Below are 21248 nucleotides of genomic sequence, written 5' to 3' on the forward strand. Positions count from 1 at the left end.
TAGGACGGCCTCTGCGAGGCTTGTCAGACTCAGAGAATACCCCTGCAGCTGACGATACCTCACCAGCAGCAGCCATAGCCGCCTCGCGCTCAAGAGTCTTCTTGTTCTTGCTGCCTTTAGGACGGCCAGGAGCTCTCTTTGCATTAGAACAAGTGTCTTCTTCCGTGCTGTTCTTACACTCACCTGAAGCTTTTAAGTTAAAGCTCTGCCTTACAGATTCAGCGAACCGTTCTGATTCTGTCTTGATGTTATCTGACTCTAAGGAGCTAAGCTTTCTGTACTGGGACAGGTTGACACCTTGACGGATTTTCGTCATCTGCAATGCCAGATCAGCAAGGTCTGCCTTTGTTACTCCAACGGAGTTAAAGAGCTTTGAAACAGAAACCTCACCACTGCTGGACACGATGTATATTCCATCATTGTTAGCCTCAACAGCAACCCTGCTCAACTTATCAATCATAAGATTTGGCTTTGCATTGATTTTTTTGCAATGGTCTGTGTAGCTCTGCCTGAAAACAGCAGCTATGAATGAAACAGCAATTCTTGCGGCAACAGAGGCATCGGAATGTCCGCGCAGAGTGTCAAAGCCAAGTTCAGACTTTACAGTACGGAATACCTTTTCAGACGTATCACGCATGGTGTACTTGTGGTACATCTCTCTTGCATCCTCCTCCTTTGAGGCTGCTATCGCAAAGTATCCTTTTGAGTCAAATACCTTTTGCCACTTTTCAAAGTTGACAGTAACCCCTGATGGGCTGCCATCGTCATTGCGTGCAATGGAAATGATGCGCTCAAAATCAGGATTGACGCTTATATCCCAGTTACCAAGCTTGATTTCATCATTGAGCCTGTCTATTTCGTTAGTGACCTTATCTGAATAATGCTCACCACGCTCATCAGCGTTTAAGCTGCTGAAAAACAGACCAACCTTAGTCAATGACTGACTCTTTCTGAAAACCTTGGCCTCGCCAACAATCCCATAGATTCCGCCATTGCCAATGCGATGCACCATTACACGTCTAATAGCACTGCTATGGCGCTCAAACATCTCTTTGAAGCCATTGCAATCTTCCTTAAGCATAATGACATATTCAAGTCCTAGAGATTTAATCAAAGTCATTATTGCTTCGGTTGCAAAGCCTCTGTCTAACAACACCCCCTCTACCTCGATATCGTGCTGACCAAGGAAAGTAATGATTCTCTCGAAGGAAACGCTGTCTGGAACATTTCCTTCATTAACAAACCATGTTACAGGCATACCCGTTTCAGCATCGACAGCCCAGATTTGGCCTATGATTTTGCTGCTGTTACCTGATTTTGATTTGCCATGGGCAGCAAGAGCACTTCCAACCATCTTGGAGTCATTGTTTGACCCATCAACGCTAAGCCAGACCTTGCTCTTAGGGCAAATTTTCTTGTATTCATTCACCCAGTTGACTTTGAAGTCATGAATCTGATTTTCGCTGACTTTGCCTGAAAGAAGCCTGCTGACAGAGGAGCTGCTTATCCTTCCAAGGGAGTAGTGCATGTTCGAATCAGCAAAGTCATCAATCATGTAAGCTGCACTGCTGCGCTTTGTGAATGACATCATTGCAAGATCCATAAGAGCATTGCCGTCAGAGCCACCAAACGATCTCTGAACACACTGGTATACCCCCAGCCCTGCGCATACCCTCAAATGAACAGCAAAAATACCTGCTGAAACGTGATTCGTATTCGAACTTCCCTCTCCGTAATATCTTTCAAACTCATCAGAATAGAGTCTGCGCATGTTGTCATTAGGAGCCATCATAGGACGTCCGTCCGGTGTTAGCTTATCTACGACCTTGCCTATGGCAACATTGTGTCGCTTGCCATCCTTGCGGTATCTATGAATCACTCGTCCATCTGCAGTGATGTATGCCCAGTCCGGGGTAGGCATCTCCGTGATATTTTTTAAAATAGCCATCAAAAAACCTCAAATCAGTGGGATAACGCGATCCCACTGATTGTACAATATTTTTGGTTATTTTTCTAGCTGTTATTTTACAAAATATTCACTGAAAACCTGATTTTTAAGGCTTTACTAATAACTTATCTTAGGATAATATTTTTTATTGCTAGTATCCTTTGGGACAAAAAATTTCAAAATTTGCGTGTATAAGCGTGATAATTCAAAATCATACACCTTCTCAAGCTCAGCGGGCAGGGTGTAGCGATACAGATGAGGCATCAGCGGACGCTCCTTTGCAAGCTCAAGGTATCTCTCCTCATCAAAGTCCTCCCCGTTTATCTCCCTGAAAAGCTCACGTACTGATTCATCACTCCTGACTGTTATATAAAACTCTTTGACAATAAGAACACTCAATACAGTCTTGGCTATAACAGCTTCAAAAGTCTCCCTGAGACCATATCTGTCAACTGCCTCCTGAGCATTACTGTGATTTGTGTTATTGCTGCTGTCACCCATTTATCTGTCACTCCATGATAACTAAAACATTATGTACATACATATCCTGAATGTAAATCTGCCCTGAGCTTATATTTCATGATGCCACTTATGATCCCTGAATATTGGCACTGCAGGAGTCCCTGGAGTTATGACACTTGTGTTGTCCCCAAACCTTCAGCCATGGATAAGTCTCAATAAAATATGTCACTGCCGGCGTCACCGGACCTGTGTCCATGGATGTCTCACTGAAATTATGAAACCTGTGTATGTTTTGAGGGATTTATTTTACCTGTTGCATGCCTTATGACCATAAAACGGGACTTGAACAATTAAGCTGCTGCAGGCAGAAATCAGCTAAGAAGACTTGTTTTCCTTAACAACACTGAAAATACTTGCTACCAGCGCCGCATGCATATAAGCCTGAATAAGATTGGAAATCAGTTCATTCCCCATCAGGACAGTAACATGACGTAGAGCTAAACTTCCATTGAGAATGGTGTCAAGGATATGAAGCTCATGCAAGTTAAGCCCATTGAGCACCTTGAGGCATCCAAATCTGTAAAAATCATCAAGATCCATATCTGGATCGTACAGCTCCCTCATATCCTCAACTGCACCTTTTTTACTTAACATGTCATCACGCACTTTCATCAAAAAGAAATCCGCAAGCTTGACAGATATATCACAGAACTCAATATCTCCTGAATTGACAGAAACGTCTAGAACCAGTTCACGCCAGCTTTTTCCAGACTCATGCTTGCCGGCAAACTCCTCAAATCTGGCAAGAAACTCATCATCATCAAGGATCTCGGCCCTTGCAGAAAAAACTTGTACACTTTTCCCTATGCGTGATGCGTTAGATATTATGCGCTCAAACATCTCTGCTGCTAAAGCCGTACTGAGCTCCTGTTCACTCTTATGGCTGTCTTCATGATCATGATTATCCATAAACATTCTCCTGGTTTGCTGTTCAAATCAAGTGTACAGTCTGTGCCATAGTTACCTGCACCATGGCTACCTGTACCTGTACCTGCATCACTATACCTTACAAAACGTTTTGTATGAATATTCTGTTATTCCTGCTATCAGGAACTGCCAGTCTCGTCTCTGTCATGCAAGGGATATTCTGTCTGGAAAAAATATAAACCACTTATACCTGGACGTACCCTGGTACATATTGCTATTTCTGCTGTTTTTTAGCCAGGACAGGCATTGACAGGCCCTTTACAAAGCTCAAGCCGATCAAAAAAAACATTTTTGTCAAAACAAAAAGCCATCAGTCGGTTCCTCTGGCTTAAGATCGTAATGTCGCGCAGCGCTCCCTCTGCTGCAGGACAGGCGCATTGACAAAAACGCCTGATCAATAAGATATTACTGCAGATTGTGATACTCAGCATTTTATCGGGCACTGTGCTGTAATCATCTCTACTCGATAAGGCTGCATATCCCATACGGCTATCTATGACAGAAGCATATCCTGCCTGCTGCCATAAATGCTCCACAAATGCCTGCCTGGGATCGCGTCAAAATGCCCATTCAAACGTCCGCATTCCAGGCAGCCCCCGACAGCTGTACCACAGGCCCATTAAAACGGATGCACCACCCCCACTCAAACAGCAGCAAAACAAGCTTCTTCAAGAGGCTGCGTTAAATGCTCTTTTCACCATAATCATAATGTCGACTTCAATCACCTGAGACAAAGGTTGGCAGCAAAGCTCTGGAGAACCTGCCTTAATTTGTAAGTGGCTGGGGCATGGGGGATGCACCAATGGCCATTTTGCCGTGATTTTGGGCAAAAAGGCGCACTAATGGGGCGCTGTGTTCTTTTGTGATAAGATTAGTGACCTTATTTTCCGCGCTTGCTTAAAGGAAGGTATTAAAAGTGCGCTTAAAGAAGTTTTTAGATTTTGCTCTGGCCATGGGTCTGTGCTGCTCTGTTGGCCTTGCCAGTGCTGAGGAACAAAATCCTGCTCCAGCTCCAGCTCCAGCAGCTGCCGCCCCTGCCGCTGCCGCCCCTGCTGCACCAGCGGCCGCTCCTGCACCAGCTGCCCCGGCAGCACCTGCAGCTCAGGGTACTCAGGCTGCCCAGACTGCTGAAGCCCCGGCTGCTCCAAAGCCTAAGCCAAAGCCAGACGCCAATGGCTACTGTGTAGGTTGCCCGGTATGGGTATCTGACAATGTAAAGATCTGGACACGTTCCGGTCCATCCGAGGGCTACCGTGTAACCGGCACTCGTCAGATTGGTGATGAGCTCACTTTCCTGCGCTACTCAGACAATGGCCGCTGGGCTCAGCTGGGCCGTGGTGATGACACCTTCTGGATGCCGCTTGAGAACCTGACCCCAAATATGACTGGCGCTCCTCTGGTTCAGAAGCTTTCAGACGAGATCAGCTCTCTGCAGTACCGTCTTGATAACTATGACAATGAGCTGGCCCGCCGTGCCAAGACTGCCGAAGACCTTGCTGCTGCTCTGACCCGCGAGAACAGCCAGTTAAAGAGCACCCTCGCCAACAAGGATGCCACCATCAATGAGCTGGACGAGCTCTACCGTGAGTATGCTGACCGCCTTGAGACCAAGGAACTGGACATGCAGATGCGCTGGTGGATGCAGGGCGCCATGATTGCCCTGTGCGGTGCCGTAGCCGGTGTAATCTTCGTATTTATTCCACGCCCAGCCCGCAGACAGAGACGCGACCGCTACTGACAAAAGTACGAGATCCCTGAGCTTCAACGCCTGCACAATGTCAGGCTGCTCCAGCCCGCAGCCTTCCCGGCCGGACCATTGCAGCCACATTTACAGCCCCATTGCTCAGGCAATCCATTACGAATGCTGCCTTATTGCACAGGGCACAGGCCGCCTGTTACAGGGACTCGTGTCACCATGCTGTCAGCCTTTAGCCTCAGGTAAAGCCGTCTGACTGTCTAAGCTGTAACGTCGTACTGGCCAGACCTGATATACAAAAGACTGAACCAGTCTTTACCTGCCCGGTCAGGCTCATATTTAAGAAGCTGTTTACCCACCAGGGGTAAACAGCTTCTTTCGTTTCTGCCAGTCATAATCCAGATGTAAACGGATTAATTTTCAGTCAGTCTCTGGCAATGACCCCCAGGCTGCTCACCGTGCTACTGACAGCCATGCAGACAGGCAGGCAAGCATTCAGACAGGCATACAGAAATACCGACAGGTAATCCAGCAGTCCCGGCAGGCAAATGAAATGGTGCAAGAGGCAGGAGGCAAGACCTGCCCTTGACCATACAAGCAGGCATGCCTTCCTTCCTGCCTGCCTGCTTGATTGTATGCATACCTGCGAACCTTCATGCAGCATGGTCATACCACCTGCAGCAGCCTTAGTCAGGACAGTGCTATGGAATTTGGCAGGCATGTGGCAGGCATGTGGCAGTACTGGCTGTCCGGATCATTATCCTCATGGACTGCATGCCTGACTGGATGCCTGAGAGTTGTGGGGTGATGCTTAATTTAGCTTCAGCTGTCGATGTGGAGGGGAGAATAAATTGAATGTAAAGAATATGTTGTTAACATGCATCATGGCTGTAAATACAGTGAAAACGAAGCTTGTATGCAAGCAAAATGAGATATTTACGTGCTTTTAGAGAAGATCAGGCTATCTGGTACAAACAAGGTGTAAACAGAAAGCGAAGCCTTTTTGTAAACAGGCTGTTTAGATCGCCTCCAAAACCATGGACTGCACTCCCGGGTTTATGGTATTTTCTGGCTGGACAAACAAAATAACACTAACCATCGAAAAGCCCATAACTGCGCTGTTTTTTCCCTGGCTATGGTACGTTATGCCAGACTTATTATCTGCTATCAGAAGTACTGTCCCCCGTTTATTACATTGACCGTCTTATGTGGTGCTGTAAATATGATGTTAAGAATCTGCAACATTGTATATTAACCATGCAACTCCCACTCACAGGCGATTTATGCACGCAGAGCTTTTGTGTATCATAATTAACAGATGGCAGGCTGCAGCGTTTTCAGTTCTGGCCATCAAGGTTAAACACCTGACCTGTTACCCCTGTCTACGCAACTCTACGCAAACACTCTCAGGGCGAACAGTCAGATAATCAACGCGGGGAGTTCTCAGTGCAGTACCCATGCGCTGTGCAGCAGATAATGCAGGCTGACAAACCCTGCATGAGCTGTTTCCCTGCATGTCCCAGTCATAATTAATTCAAAGTTTTTCTGAGTACTTTCTACACGGCAACTGTAATAGCATGTGCAGACCGATCCAGCCCCGGCAGAGATGTGAGCTGTCGCGATGGATGAAAGCTCAGCAGGAAAAGGTTATCAAAGGCGCATACCTGTATTAACTAAGCGCCAGCTCCATCTTCAGATCCGTGATTTGATGCACGGATTCACCAAATGTTTATCCCATGGCACTGTCTTACGTGAGCTCCCTGCAGCACAGCCGCTGTTTCAGGACCATCATTACAGATATGACTGTGCTCAGGCCAGCGTTACCTGCAGCACATGAGTCCGGGCTGTTTCAGAAGCAGATTCACCTGGTAACTTCCATAAATTAAAAACTGCACCTCAATGAACCATTTCTGATGCTATATGAAATGTCCACATTGAGGGGGTGTAAACCACCAGTGAATCAAAATTTCAAAACTATGAGATGTGTCACTAGAAGTGGCAGGCAAAAAGCTGCAAAACTAGCAGCATGAACAAAGAAAAATTAATGCCTGCCACGGGCTTGAATTATAGTGGAATCTCGGATTCTGGAATAGAACCAACCCCTTATCACCCTGAGTTTTGGTTTGGCCGCTGGAGCTTGGACTTTCAAGCAGTTTGCAAGGATTGTGGACTAATCCAGAACTTTCATATAGTCCACAGTCTATTTCAATACTGTCTTCCTGTTCTTGATGAGTGGACCAGAGCGCAGAACGAAGCAAAGGTCAATCGTTATCCATGCACAAACCCAAGAAATGCAGGCAGAAAGCCAGCCTCCACCAGATTAATCTTCATTTGCCTGCTTGTTGCATTCTGCTCTGGGCTAAGTATTCTTGCTTTCAGCAAGGCTGTTCATGAGAAAGGTAAAGTTAGAGCCATGGTTATGGCTTTGAACGGCAGTGAGTGCATGAATCTGCCTGCATACTCAACGATTCAGAAGTACTTTTCCTTTCTTTCTCATGACGGCGTATTTGACCAGATCAACCTGAGGCTTGTGCCAGTGTGTCTTGATCTTTTCAAGGTAGTCTCTGAGTCCGATCTTATGGCAAGTCAGGTAGGAAAGAGCTTTCTTACAGACTCAAGTATTCAGGAGTGTGGCCGTGCTAACCGTACTCAGAAAGAGCACAGAGCAGTGAAAGATCGCGTGTTTGCTTCTGAGTTCGGGGGGATTCGTTCTTTCAACCAGGAGTGCCATATGAACGAATATGCTACATTCACCAGTAAGCATGGCAGAACCTGGTACGGTGTAAAACTTCATGCTCTGACTGAGGCTGTTTCCAGGATTATTACCTCCTACTGCTGTACCCCAGCCCATGTACATGACGTAAAGGCCGTCGTAGGTCTTGTAGCCAATAGCCCTGTTCCAGTACCAGAAGTCAAAGGAGACTCAGGCTACTGTGGTGACTCATATAAAGACGAGCTACTGGCCTATGACTGTATCCTGAATGTGATCGAAAGGCAGGTCAGAGGCAAGCCCCTTTCAGATGAAGCAAAAGTCAGGAATAGGCATTGTTCTAAAATCCGTTCGCGAGTCGAGCACACTTTCAGTGTGTTCAAGAATCAATTAGGATTCCAGGTCAGGGCTGTTTCTGAGCCTAACATAAAGGGGAGCATAGGAATGGGCGTTTTGGCACACAACATAAGGGTGCTTACTCAATTGAAGCACAGCGTGCCAGGTTTCCTTCTTCCCCATAATTAGGCTAGAAAAGGGTGCATCATAATGGATTATTAAGGTGCAATTTTTAATTTATGGAAGTTACCACCTCTGCTTTATCTGAAAACTGCAAGCCGTTAAGCCACAGATAACTGATACCCCATAAAGGTTTATCAGCCTGTGTAACTGAGCTGCCCCGCCTCTTGCCAGTCATCTGTCAGCCTCGTAAGGACAGTGCCGCCGCAGCGTAAGCCAGCCAGACAGAAATGCATTGAAAGGCCAATGCTCATGCTCAGCACCTGAGGCAGAATATGCCTGCAGCGCCGGGCTACAAAGATCTGCCATGCAGACAGCTCAGCCATGCAGACAGTGTATGTCTTAAAGTCGGACGGTCTTGCTCTGCATTGCAGTCAAAAGCTGTATGACTGATTGCTCTGCACTGCAGACAACAGCTGTATGACAGATGGCCCTGCAATGCACAAATTACTGCCTGAGCAGCTGCAACTTAAAAATAAGCAATTTGCTGCAACTCAGCTCCCTGAACCTTAAGGTTAGTGCATGTCATGACCTCAGGAAGCTCAATTGTCTCTATCAGACAGTCCTTATGAAAAACTAAAGACTGACAGCCCCTGCAGATAATGCCAGTGGCATCTCATTGTCATACCATGACAGATAAGCATGAGTCTGCAACAGACGCATGCTAAAACTGACAGATAAGACTTATGGCATATCAGGCAGCTTACATACGCTTTAACAAGACGATGCTGCTGACATGTAAGCGCCGGGCTATTGCCGGCACAGGCCAGGTTACGTCGTCTGATGACTGTGCAACAGGCCGGCAACAGCGACAGACACCTGCTTAGGGGCCCCTGTTCCCTGCAGGGCCGGTTACTGGAAAGTCAACAGTGTCCTGATCTGACTTTATTTACAGGCCATACTGTCCAGTCAAATCAGTAATCGACTCAGTCAGACTGAGAAAGCTTTAATGAGGGCTGATAACAGCAATATGTAACCACATGGGAAAAATTTACTGACATGATCTCACAAACACGCACCGGGAGGCGCTTTGTGAGTGCAGGAGGCAGCCGCATACCATATGCCCTGGCAGCCATGTTCACCTACTGATAAGGGGGTTCATCTATGAAAAATAATGCAGAGCAGCGCAGGCTGATCCGCCATACAGATGAAACCAGTGCCATGCTCAACGAGGTATGGTCACTGGCAGCTCTTGGCAAAAGCACCGATGAAATCATCGCCTTGCTGGACAAGAAGCTGTTCCCTGACCCGGACCCTGCTGTCATAGAGAACATGATTGACTCATATATCCTCAAGTATGAGCAGTTCATGCACAGCTCCGTTGCAGGCTTCTATCCTTTTGTCTTTGTCGACACTATGACTGTAAGCCTGTCAGCATCAGCTGCCGACGCGCACGATCTCAGTGATTTCCCCGAAATCGGTCCGCTCTTTGAGCGTTTCAGCCGCGCGCATAATCACGGCAACGGCAATGCTGCAGAAAAGCCTGTGTTCTCAGGCCTGGTGCAAACTGCAGCAGATGACTGTATCTCCTCATTTTCAAGCCCGCTGTCATTATTTGAATATGATGAGTCTGATGAAGGCTGCGTACATGAGCCTTGCCCCGATGGCGGCACCTGCACCCACCCCGGTCATCTCCGTCAGGCTGCCTTTGTCATAGGCCTCAACTGCATGGGCTATAAGGAAATCCTTGATGTGGCTCTGGTTGACCCGGCTGAATGCCATCTTGACGCCAGCTCAGCCCTGAATTTCTGGAAAGCCCGCTTTGCCCGTCTGAAGAGCCGTGGTCTTGAGGATCTGGTCTTTATAGTTGGCCCTCACTGCGGTGCTATCAGTGAGGCCATGAGAGCGGTCTGGCCTGATGCCCACTACCAGAAGAGCGTCATGCATCTTATCCGTATGTGCATGGCCCGCATGAAGAGCCGCGTCTGGCGTCCGTTTACTGCCTCATTAAAATCAGTCTATACAGCCGACAGCCAGGTATACTCCCGCCGTGCCCTTGAGGAACTCAAAAGCAGCTGGCAGGAGGAAGCTCCAGAGGCCACTGAGTTCATTACCAGTACCTATGACTCATCCATCGCTCCTATGTATGACTTTGGCAAACAGGTACGGCGCCTGATTTACACTACCAACTCCCTTGAGTCGTTCTACAACAGCATGCGCCGCATTACCAGGGGCATGACCTTTGCCGATGAGCTCAGCGCAACAGCCACACTTATGCTGCGCCTTGATTTTCAGATTTCTCCACAATGGCTTAAGAAGTCATCCCCTCACTGGAATAGCGTTCAGTGTGAGCTCTTTGCCAACAAGCGCAGCTCAAAAATCATGTACCGCACCAGCCAGTGGCAGAACCGCTCTACACCACGCTGCGCTATCTGAGCCAGCTGAGTCACACCAAACTTTCCCGGCATGACATGGCGACCGCAATGCGCCATGCCATGCATACCTGGCGCCCTGCAATGCCATTGCCATGCATAGCTGGCGCCCTGCAATGCCATTGCCATGCATAGCTGGCTACCAGCAAGGCATGGCGCCATACCGTGCACACCTGGCAGCACTGTTACTGCATGGCTTCAAACGGAAAATGAAAACCTGCACTGCTTAAGGCAACAAAGTCTCACTGCCCTTCTGAATAGTCAGGAACATGGACTTAAGAGCACTGTAGCCTGTGCCGTGCTACGCGCGGCCCGGAAATCCAGTGCCAACGATCAATCTGCTGGACACAGATCTGATCCCCCGCAGCCGAGCTCAAGCCATGCAGGTCAAATGCAGTCATGCCTGCCCGACCTCCCGACTGTCTGGCTGCCCGGCTGCCTGCATCATTCATTAAGGTACGCATACAGCCAATCGGGCTTACTGGGCGACAGGCCGGGAAGCATACAGACAGGTTCAACGGGCATTAGTGCATACAGGTTTGTCCATGCATTAGTGCAGACGAATGTGCATATGCATAAATGCGGACAAATGCAGACAAATGCAGGACTGTCTGCAGGAAAACACCTTCGGGCACCTCTCTACGGGATCCTGTAGATCCCAGGCATGACAGCAAAAGAAATTACCCAAATCAGCCATAAAGGCGTGTTCAGAGTCAAAAGGTAACGTACACACTTTCTGTTAAGCGGCAGTTGCGCAGCAGCGCTGCGCATAATCTTGCAGCATAACGATATGAATACTGGACTGTTATAAGTACGGCAGCAATACTGCTATCTGCCCTGGCTGAACCTGGCAATACCAGCAGCTCCAATCAAGCTGCCCAAAGCCAGTCATCCAAGGCTCAGCTCATACCCGGGGCGGCACACCTGAATGGACCCTTTAACCTGCATCAATCCTTGCTGATGCAGCACCTGTTGCCAGTGAACAGAATCCTTACCTGCGCTCAATCATCCCTGGGTATTTAATTATTTTTATACTGGACAACCTGATTTCTGGCGGACTGCCTGCAAACTAATAATGGCAGGCCGGCTCGGATAAACCGCGCCATACCCGGATGATCTGAACTGTCATGACCTGACCAGCTATCAACTGAACTTAGCTAAGCTGACCAGGTTCAATCTCCCCGGCTATGACCAGGCCTGGCCTTGTGGGAGCACGCAGCAACATGCACCTCCCTAGATTACATTTTTGACTGCTGCATGCTCAGCAGAATTTCAGCTCTGCTTTTGCCCATCATTACAAAGCATGCCCTTGCATCGCCGCGCAGAGCGTTACTGTTTATTGAGCGGGTGTCACGAAGACATTACAGACAAGAGAAAAAAGCAGGGCGGGTGATGGAAAGTTGGCCGTATAAGGTGCAAAGGCTCCATTCCTTGACCCCTGGCGCTTTGCTGATCTTGCTGGTTGACAGGCGATATGGCCTGCAATGTCATATGCAGATCTGCAGCCATGGTCAGGTATGAGCTTGAGCCGGTGCTTAATACAGTTTTATATATTCAAATTCATTCGTTTTCAGGCATGGAAGCAGAATCAAAGATTCATTTTCCATGCTTATGAATGTTCAGTGTGCAGTGCACGCTTTATTAGAACGAAATAGTGTGAGCTACGGCTTAAAACCGCGATGTAAGGCGGTTACAGGACCCGCGTGCCATGTATAATGTATCTAGCGTTTACAGGTGAAATGAGCAGCTTTGCTATTTCTTTTTACAATTTGGGATACCGATCACTATTTGTAAATTTTAACAGTAAGATGTTCACTGCACTTTGTCATACTGTCAGTTAAACCGGTTTTCTGCTCAAATGCAGCTGATTAGCATATTCAGGCCGTTTTCCGGTGGTGACAACCAAATTCAAACAGGCTGCGCTCTCACATGTAAAGCCCGCTGTAAAGCCCCGGACACAAAAAATTCCCTGAAGACCGGGTACAAAAATCAGTTTACGTGCCGTTAGTATAGCCAAGCAGCTGAAGATCAATAATCTCCGGGAGTTCAGATGTCCGTCACCAGGCTGCACAAGTAACACTTAAATAGCCCAACAGGCCCGGACTAGACATCAAAAGGGCCATACCATAAAAGCAGTTTTTCCCTGGCAGCTCGTATCTGAAAGTCCCTGCAGATTCCAGTTCACTTCCATCAGATACAGCTAACAATGTCTCCCCTCCGTGCGTCCTGTCATGGGGTTGAAAGCGCTCTACAGCTGACAGTGATAACTTAATTACCATACACAGGACAGCCTGACAGTTTAGCTGCAAATAAGAAATAAGGCGGAAATGACATGCAGATCTCAAATGTACTCACAAAAGTAAGCAACGCAGTTGCCAGTGGCCTTACCTCTACTGCAGAAGAGCGCAAGCGTTACTTTGGTAATGGCCGACGCGCCTTAACTTTCGATCTTTTCGGCTGTCTCATTAATCATCGTATGCTTACCCACTTCGTAGGACAGGTGGGACGTGAAAACAATATCAATCCTGAGCTTACAGAGCGTAACTTTCAGCTTTATCTCGAGCGCGTCAAGTATGGCAGTGACTTCATGACCTACAGCGATGTGCTCAACATGACCATGGCCTACATGGACATGACATTCAATACCAAGGTATTCTCCCAGGCTGCTCCTGAACTGATGATCGTATACGGAGATATGCGACCACATCCTGACGTAGTTCAGTCTCTGCAGCGTCTGCGTGCTGCCGGCTTCGAGCTTTTCCTGATGGCAAATGCCAATATTCAGATGGTACAGCGTCAGTTTGAAAACCTTGGCGGCGTATTTGACGAAAAGACTGTACTTACAGCTGATGAGTGCCGCTGCTACAAGCCAAATGCCAACTTCTTCAAAGCTGCAGCCGAGAAGTTCAAGCTGCGTACTGCAGATCACTTCCACGTATCATCCGAATACTTCCAGGATATCGTACCTGCAACCCGCATGCGCTGGCTGACCGCATATGTTAACCGCTCACAGACCGGCACCATGCCTGCATTTGAGCCATCAGTAACCCTGAGCACCTTAAATGATCTTGAAGAAGGCTTAATCTACGCCCGCCGTAAGATTGAAGAAGAAGAGCAGGCCGCCCGTGAGCGCGAGGCTGCTGCCAAGGCTGAAGCCGAGGCCTCTGCCGCTGCCAAGGCCCGCGCCGAGCATGCAGCCCGTGCCCGCAAGCTTCAGGCTCAGCAGCAACAGATGCAGCAGCGTATGCAACAGCAGCAGCAAATGCAGCAGCAGCAAATGCAGGGCCGTGGAGGTCGCCCAGGTATGCCTCAGGGTCGTCCTCAGATGGCTCCTAACATCATGGACATCAATGATGATATGGTGGAATTTGGCGGTTTAGCCCCTGAAACAAATCAGTACTTCACTCCTCAAAATGACAGGGATATGGAGCTGGCTGCAAAGATGAGAAATATGCCACCAGCAAAAGCCCGTGCCCTGGCAAAGGCCCGTGAGCGCGCCATGGCAGCTGCACGCGCCCGTACCTGAAACAAACACAGCGCGCTCCTGAGGAGCGCATCAGGCTGCATTAGAGCAGCCCCAAAAGTCCAGGACAGCACAGCTGCCCCGGACTTTTTTGATCCTGCATGCCCTACACCCCACCTGAAATAAGCTACTAATCAGGCCCAGCCCACACGTAAATCCTGCATGACCATGGGGCGGCAGCAAAACAGAGCCACACATTGCAATCCTGTCCACCCTCGGCAAAGTGGCCCCCCAGGGTATAACCTTTACCACCTTGAAAAATGGGACACCAAGGGTCTGACCAGGCCCACCTTGCAAACTGAGCTCCTGAGCAAACCAGCTCATCCCTCCTCCATCAGTCCTTTCTGACCTGCTCTTACATGCTCCACAAAACGTATACTGTTTCGTATTGCCCAATGTCAAAATTTTCGTCAAAGACGATAAACATGCCATAGAATGACTGTGGGTATGGCATTTGCTGATAGCATTCTCTGATGTCAAATTAATGAGCTGTCTGTCGCAGCCTCGCAAACAGACAGCTCCATGAGCACAGCATAGCATCCCGGCAGCAATAGCAGCCCCTGGCTCATTGGATGTTTGTCTTTGCCCCTGCACCTGATGCCATTTGCCTCAAGTCATACAAATTAAGCGCAGCATCATCGCTGATACGCTCAAGCGTCCAGTCAGTCGATATTAAGATATGCAGCCCAGTTTCAGGTATGTTGCAAACTCTGCAGATCCTCATCTGATCTCTAGCAAGGCTGGCAACCACAGGTACTCTAAACGGTACAGCATGCCACCGGGTAACACAGGGTGCAGCATCCTACCGGGTAACACGTGGTGCAGCATACTACCGGGTAACACAGGGTGCAGCAGTCAGCATGGCCAGTATTGCCCGACTGCAGCAGCTCTCATTACAACTTAGAGGATCAAATTTGAAACTGTAATACTTTTGAGTTTGTAATGTGAGGAGCAATTGTGCTGTAACATGACCCCACGCTCATAAAATACATATGAGGCATACATGTCTGTTTTTTCATAAGGCGGCATACGCGCTATAATGTTGCGGTCACCGTCCCTATTGTGCCTTGCAGCACAGCTTTGCACCTTATGAGATCACTGATATAGCAGATCCCTGATGATTCAAGGTACACGGTCCAGGGACTGAAGTGTTATTGTGTATGGATTCTGGAAATGCCCGGTACAGCCACGGCGGCTTGTCGGCAAATAATAATGGAGTAAGGATAAGCTCATGTACTTAGAGTATTTTGGCCTCTCTGACTACCCTTTTGATGGCTTGCCTGACCGCCGTTATTACTATGTTGGTGGTGCTCATCACCAGTCCTTAAGTCTGCTCAGCGCTGCTCTGTCACGCTCTGGGTGTCTGTGCGTATTTACCGGCGAGTCCGGCTCTGGCAAAACCACTCTCGTGCGTATGCTGATGCGCTCACTGCCACGACGCATGCGTATTATCAGCATAGACGATCCACGCCTTGACCCTCAGATGCTCCTGGCCACCATGCTGCGCGCCTCAGGCGTTGTTGCTACCTCATTTGAATCCATTGCCGAGCTGACCTTAAAGGTCAGACAGATGCTTGAAAGATCCATTGCTCAGGGCATTATAACCACTGTTATCTGCGATGAAGCCCAGGGTCTTTCAGATGATGTGCTCGAACAGATCCGCCTGATTTCCAATATCGAAGGCGAAGCAGGCAAGATGATTAACTTCCTGCTGGTGGGCCGTGAGGATCTGCTCAATCATCTGAACAAGCCTGAGCATGAAATGCTCAGAAACCGCATCAAAATCTTTACCACCCTGCCACGCCTCAAAGAAAGTGAGGTTGGTGCCTATCTTACCTTCCGTCTGCAGAAATCAGGCTGTTTACGCCCTGTCTTCACCAACAAGGCCATTGCTGCCATTGCCCGTCACAGTAATGGTGCTCCGCGTCTTATTAATGCCATTGCAGACATGTGCCTTACTCTGGCCGCTCAGAAGAAAAGTGAGCAGGTCAATGGTTCCATAGCCCGCAAGGCTGCTGCCATGGTACTGCACCATCAGCAGGGCGGTATTGCAGGTTATGTACGCAACTTCATGCGCGAGGCCATGTCCCTGTCTCTTTATGCCCGTATCGGAACCATAGCAGGAGCCGCGCTGTGCGCCGCCCTGGCCTTTGGTGGTGCCCTTGCGATCATGAAGTACTACTACCCGGTACAGACGCTGGAGAATGCTCTTATCAGCGACGAGCAGATTAAACAGCGTTATACCATGGTGGCTGACTATCTGCTCAAAGGCCGCAATGCTGCCAGCCGTGAAGTATATTTCTTCAATCACGCTATTTCTCAGTCATACTTCAAGTCTGAAGCCCTGGCCACACTCTTCAAGATTCATGGCTATGCTGTAGCTGATGCAGAGCAGGGTATCAGTAACGAAGTACTGCGCTCAGTTAATCTGCAGCGCTTCTATCAGACCGGCAGCTTTGAGGAAGCAATTTCCTACAATACCCCGGTACTGATTTCACTGATTGATGACAATCTCACCCCTTTCTATGCAGTACTGTATTCCCTTAATGAAGATGTAGGTCAGCTGGTTATTGGCGACTACATGTTCTCGGTGAAAGCCTCCTACATCAAGGATCGCTTCATGGGACAGTACACACTGCTGCATCCTTACATTGGCAATCTCAGCGAGCTCAAGTCCCGTATGACTGACGTGAGAAAGAACGCTGAGAACCGTCTGCGTCCATTCCTTAATGCTTACCGCAACCGTGCCCTCGAGAGTGCCAACCGTGAGGCCTATGCTGCCCTTATCAAGTTTGAAAAGCAGAAAGATGAGGTCAACAAGCTGCGTCAGATGATTCGCCAGCAGGTACTCAGTTCCCTTAACTCCGAGCACAAGAGCGATGCTCAGCTGGAAAAGGAGCTCAAGAGCTCCATCAACTCTGCTCTCGAGCAGAACGAGGAGTTCCAGAGCGCCAGCACCCTGCTCAAGAAGCTTGAGGAAATCAGCGCTGCACGCGAAGTTCGTGCCGATGAAATCAGGACCATTTCTCTGCGCCTTGATGACGGCTACCGCCGCGCCATGGACCTGTTTTTACAGGAGCAGCGCCTGTCTGAGGTTAACCAGCGCGCTGCAGCTCTGCTGACCCTTTCAGGCTATGACGGCCCACGCCTTATCACCGTAGTCCCGGGCGAGGCTGAATCTGAGACCGGGCAGGCCCCAGCCAGCGGTCAGGCAGCAGGCGCCCCAGGCGGCAAGACCACAGCCATTGAGGCCCCTCAGCCAGAAAAAAAGAATTAGCAGCAAACAGCGGCATATGGCAGCTTGCCAAAACACCAGTTGCCATCCGCCGGACACAATCATTTGCACCGGTATTGCATCCTGTTTCAAGGCAAACAAGAATCAGGCAGCACGCCACAGCTGACATAAGCTGACATTAACTGACAGTATTCAACTGAGCACAAGAGTATCTGACCATGAGTGCTATCACGATAAGCGACAAGGAAAGAGAGGAAGCTCTGTTTGAAGTTTCCTTCAACCGCTGGAGAGCCCTTAAGCTGTTCTCCTTTACCTTTGCGTCCTTTGTTATTGGCCTGGTAATCCTCTACTGGACCCTGGACAGCACTTTTACAGCTAACGTAAACACAGCTCGTCAGAAGCTGCTGGCTCTGTTTGAGCAGACAGTAGAAAACAGCCAGATGACACCGGTTGCCACTGATCTGTTTGAAAATGTCGTGACTTTCCATGGCCCGGCTGACTTTGATAATGTGCAGTTTATTCTGGTGCCAGAGCTGGATTTTGAAAAGGAAACAGCCCTGGAGCGTGTACGTGGCGAGAAGCGCATGGTAGCCCCTGGTGTTTATGAAATACGCTTTGTAAAAGACACAAGATACGAAGACACCACGGACGCTGCCAAGGAAGCCACAGAAGGCAAAAAATCCTGATTGTCACTTTTTAAAAGTTTTACCTGTACAAGCCAGCTGAACATGCTAATAATCCCGCCTCCGGCAGCTGGCAATAGCCCCACCTCCATAAGCTGGCAATAACCCCTACTTACGTCAGCTGGCAATCCCCCTACTTACGTCAGCTGGAAATAAGCCATGACTCCGTCAGCTTTCATAATCCCCATCAATTCAGCGGCCAGTCATCTCAACAATACAGTACTGCAATTGATTCTGAACTCTACGCTATACTCCCGGCGCTTACTCTCATCCCTCATAACTTCCATCCACTCAATGGAGAGTCCTAAAGCCCTGCTCCCCAGTCTACATACGAGATCACAGCCGCTATTTGTGCACCTGCACGCACTGCTTATTGCAGCCTTCAATTAAGTGCCAAAACACTCAGTCCTGTCACACATTCAATAGACCAGCGGCAAGAAATGCCGCATATCAAATCAAGTTTACATATTGATGTTTTTCAACTTTCATACATATAGAGTATGTAAGTTTACGGGCCCCTGCACAGTGCACACTGAAATACCAGTATACATATATAAACATGACAAAGCGCTTATTTAAGCGCCGCGTAAAGCACAAATTTTAAAACATTCTTATATCGTGGTACATAAATTGCTCTATCTATGCACAGACAACACTAACATTCGGTCTGCACATCAAACACCATGCGCAAAGACCTGAGAAGAGTATTATGAACGGTATTTCAGCATCATCAGCCGTTCGCTAAGGAGAGATAGAAATGGCTCTGTACGTCAACACGAACGTCAGCTCGATCAATGCTCAAAGAAAGCTGAGTAATGCGACCTTAAACCTGAATGTTTCATACCAGCGCCTCTCCTCAGGCCTGAGAATTAATTCTGCCAAAGACGATGCAGCCGGTTTACAGATTGCTGACCGTCTGACCTCCCAGATTAACGGCCTAAACCAGGGCAACCGCAACACTAACGACGGCATTGCCCTTGCCCAGACCATTGAAGGCGCTTTGGACGAGACCACCAACATGCTGCAGCGTATCCGCGTGCTCGCAGTACAGTCCGCCAACGGCACCAACTCCGAAGCTGACCGCAAGGCCATCCAGGAAGAAGTAACCCAGCTCTCGCAGGAAATTACCCGTATCGCTGAACAGACAACATTTGCTGGTCAGGAGATACTTATGGGTAAAAATAAGGGCCTTATTCCTAATAACGGCACCTTAACTTTCCAGGTAGGCGCAAATGCCGGCAATACACTCAATCTTAGCTGGGCAAGTGCATTTACACTTAGCAGCATCGGCAAAGAATCAGGTATTCCTGATGCTGACCAGGCTAACGGTGCCAAAGGCCTGTTTAAATCTGCAAATGGTACAGTGCGTTTCACCGTATCCACTGCAGCATTTGCTACAAACACACTCTCCAATATTGATGCCCTTATTCAGCATGTAGACTCAAAGCGTGCCGGACTTGGTGCTTTACAAAATAGAATGGAAAGCACTATCCGCAACCAGGCTAATATCTCTGAAAATCAGTCTGATGCCCGTAGCCGCATAAGAGACACAGACTTCGCCTCCGAGACTGCAGCTCTGACTCAGAACAACATTATCCAGCAGGCCTCGCAGTCTGTTCTTGCCCAGGCTAACCAGCGCCCAACCATTGCTCTGAGCCTGCTTGGCGGCTAATTGACCCGATTCGATTCTCTTTCTCTTTTATCTCAAAGGCGTGGGTAACCACGCCTTTTTATTAAGTGCAGATCCCTGGACATAGCCTGATCTGGACAAACTTAAAAACATACACAATGCCCTTTAAATCAAGGTTTATAAGGCATTCAATATACTTTTGTCCATGCCATTATAGATATTGAATCTGGCATAGCTGTTGCTGGGAAATACGAAAGAAACAACAGCCAGGATTCAAATATTTCAATAGCACTAACTAATCCTGGTTAATTGTACTGGATGGCCACTACAGAACAATTGCGGCCATTAGGTGAAAGAGAGAAGGAGAGAAGATATGGCTTTGTACGTTAATACGAACGTCAGTTCCATCAATGCTCAAAGAAAGCTGAGCAATGCAACCTTAAACCTGAATGTCTCATATCAGCGCCTCTCATCAGGCCTGCGTATTAACTCTGCCAAGGATGATGCCGCAGGATTACAGATTGCAGACCGACTGACCACTCAGATCAATGGTTTAAATCAGGGTAACCGTAACACCAATGACGGTATTGCTCTTGCCCAGACCATCGAGGGAGCCCTGGACGAGACCACCAACATGCTGCAGCGTATCCGCGTACTTGCAGTGCAGTCCGCTAACGGCACAAACTCTGCTGCCGACCGTAAGGCTCTTCAGGAGGAAGTAACCCAGCTGTCCCAGGAAATCACCCGTATAGCCAAGCAGACCACATTCGCTGGTCAGCAGATTCTTGATGGTGCAGATGCAGGCTTAATTCCAGATACAGGTGAACTAACATTCCAGGTTGGCGCTAATGCAGGCAATACTCTTACTTTAAACTGGTCTTCAGCTTTTGACCTGAGCAGCATAGGAATTGAGGCTGGCATTCCAGATAACAAAATGACAAACAAGGGCGAAATGGGCCTTGTTAAATCAAAGGCTAACAACGTTGATTACATTCGTTTTGGTGTATGCACTGCCGAAGTTGCTACAAACACTCTGGCAAACATTGATAAGCTTATTCAGCATGTTGATTCAAAGCGTGCAGCACTGGGCGCTTTACAAAACAGAATGGAGAGCACTATTCGCAATCAGGCTAATATCTCCGAGAATCAGTCCGATGCCCGTAGCCGCATAAGAGACACAGACTTCGCCTCTGAGACTGCTGCGCTTACACAGAACAACATTATCCAGCAGGCTTCTCAGTCGGTGCTGGCTCAGGCTAACCAGCGTCCTACTATTGCTCTTAGTCTGATTGGCCGTTAATAGCCTGGTTATACTTTTTGTTGAAAAGGCAGGGATAATCCCTGCCATTTTTCATGTGATTAACAGCCAGTTGAATAGACGTGTAACTGTTTTACTGGCACGCCCCTTGCTCTAAACCTGTATCAGAATTATCTCAGGTCTGGATACAATGCCTTCAGAGGTTACAGGCCGTAGTTGTTCATCTTG

At 48.4% G+C, this 21248-nt stretch carries 11 protein-coding genes; 8 read left to right on the top strand and 3 right to left on the bottom strand.

Annotation, left to right across the window (positions count from 1 at the left end; genetic code table 11):
* The 3 genes from MXE39_RS02825 to MXE39_RS02835 all read right to left on the bottom strand — a co-directional run.
* The coding region (locus MXE39_RS02825) for a transposase (protein ID WP_247073761.1) at positions 1–1948 on the bottom strand (1948 nt) is incomplete at its 3' end.
* Between the two features lie 117 nt (positions 1949–2065).
* A complete protein-coding gene (locus MXE39_RS02830) occupies positions 2066–2449 on the bottom strand; it encodes a hypothetical protein (protein WP_246978173.1) in 384 nt (127 codons plus the stop codon).
* A 336-nt stretch (positions 2450–2785) separates the two neighbouring features.
* Entirely contained in the window at positions 2786–3379 is a 594-nt protein-coding gene (locus tag MXE39_RS02835; RefSeq protein WP_246978174.1) for a hypothetical protein, read from the bottom strand.
* 934 nt (positions 3380–4313) lie between these two features.
* On the opposite strand from MXE39_RS02835, the gene MXE39_RS02840 reads away from it, so the two are divergent.
* The 8 genes from MXE39_RS02840 (at position 4314) to MXE39_RS02875 (ending at position 21062) form a co-directional block, all read left to right on the top strand.
* Entirely contained in the window at positions 4314–5135 is an 822-nt protein-coding gene (locus MXE39_RS02840; protein ID WP_247073763.1) for a TIGR04211 family SH3 domain-containing protein, read from the top strand.
* Positions 5136–7119: 1984 nt separating this feature from the next.
* Positions 7120–8328, top strand: a complete 1209-nt coding sequence (locus MXE39_RS02845; protein WP_246978176.1) for a transposase — start codon at positions 7120–7122, stop codon at positions 8326–8328.
* Between the two features lie 1095 nt (positions 8329–9423).
* Positions 9424–10695, top strand: a complete 1272-nt coding sequence (locus tag MXE39_RS02850) for a transposase (RefSeq protein ID WP_246978177.1) — start codon at positions 9424–9426, stop codon at positions 10693–10695.
* 2328 nt (positions 10696–13023) lie between these two features.
* A complete protein-coding gene (locus MXE39_RS02855) occupies positions 13024–14217 on the top strand; it encodes an HAD-IA family hydrolase (RefSeq protein WP_246978178.1) in 1194 nt (397 codons plus the stop codon).
* 1228 nt (positions 14218–15445) lie between these two features.
* Complete coding sequence (locus MXE39_RS02860) at positions 15446–17491, top strand: AAA family ATPase (RefSeq protein ID WP_246978179.1); 2046 nt, start codon at positions 15446–15448, stop codon at positions 17489–17491.
* A gap of 176 nt (positions 17492–17667) precedes the next feature.
* Positions 17668–18135, top strand: coding sequence for a hypothetical protein (locus MXE39_RS02865; protein WP_246978180.1), 468 nt, complete (start codon positions 17668–17670; stop codon positions 18133–18135).
* 754 nt (positions 18136–18889) lie between these two features.
* Positions 18890–19804 (top strand): flagellin, encoded by a 915-nt coding sequence (locus MXE39_RS02870; RefSeq protein ID WP_246978181.1) that lies wholly within the window; start codon positions 18890–18892, stop codon positions 19802–19804.
* 331 nt (positions 19805–20135) lie between these two features.
* Positions 20136–21062 carry a flagellin gene (locus MXE39_RS02875; RefSeq protein WP_246978182.1) on the top strand — a complete coding sequence of 309 codons (927 nt, stop codon included), beginning with the start codon at positions 20136–20138 and terminating at the stop codon, positions 21060–21062.
* The last annotated feature ends 186 nt before the right edge of the window (positions 21063–21248 follow it).

The organism is Anaerobiospirillum sp. NML120511 (genome assembly GCF_023050955.1).
Lineage (GTDB): Bacteria > Pseudomonadota > Gammaproteobacteria > Enterobacterales > Succinivibrionaceae > Anaerobiospirillum.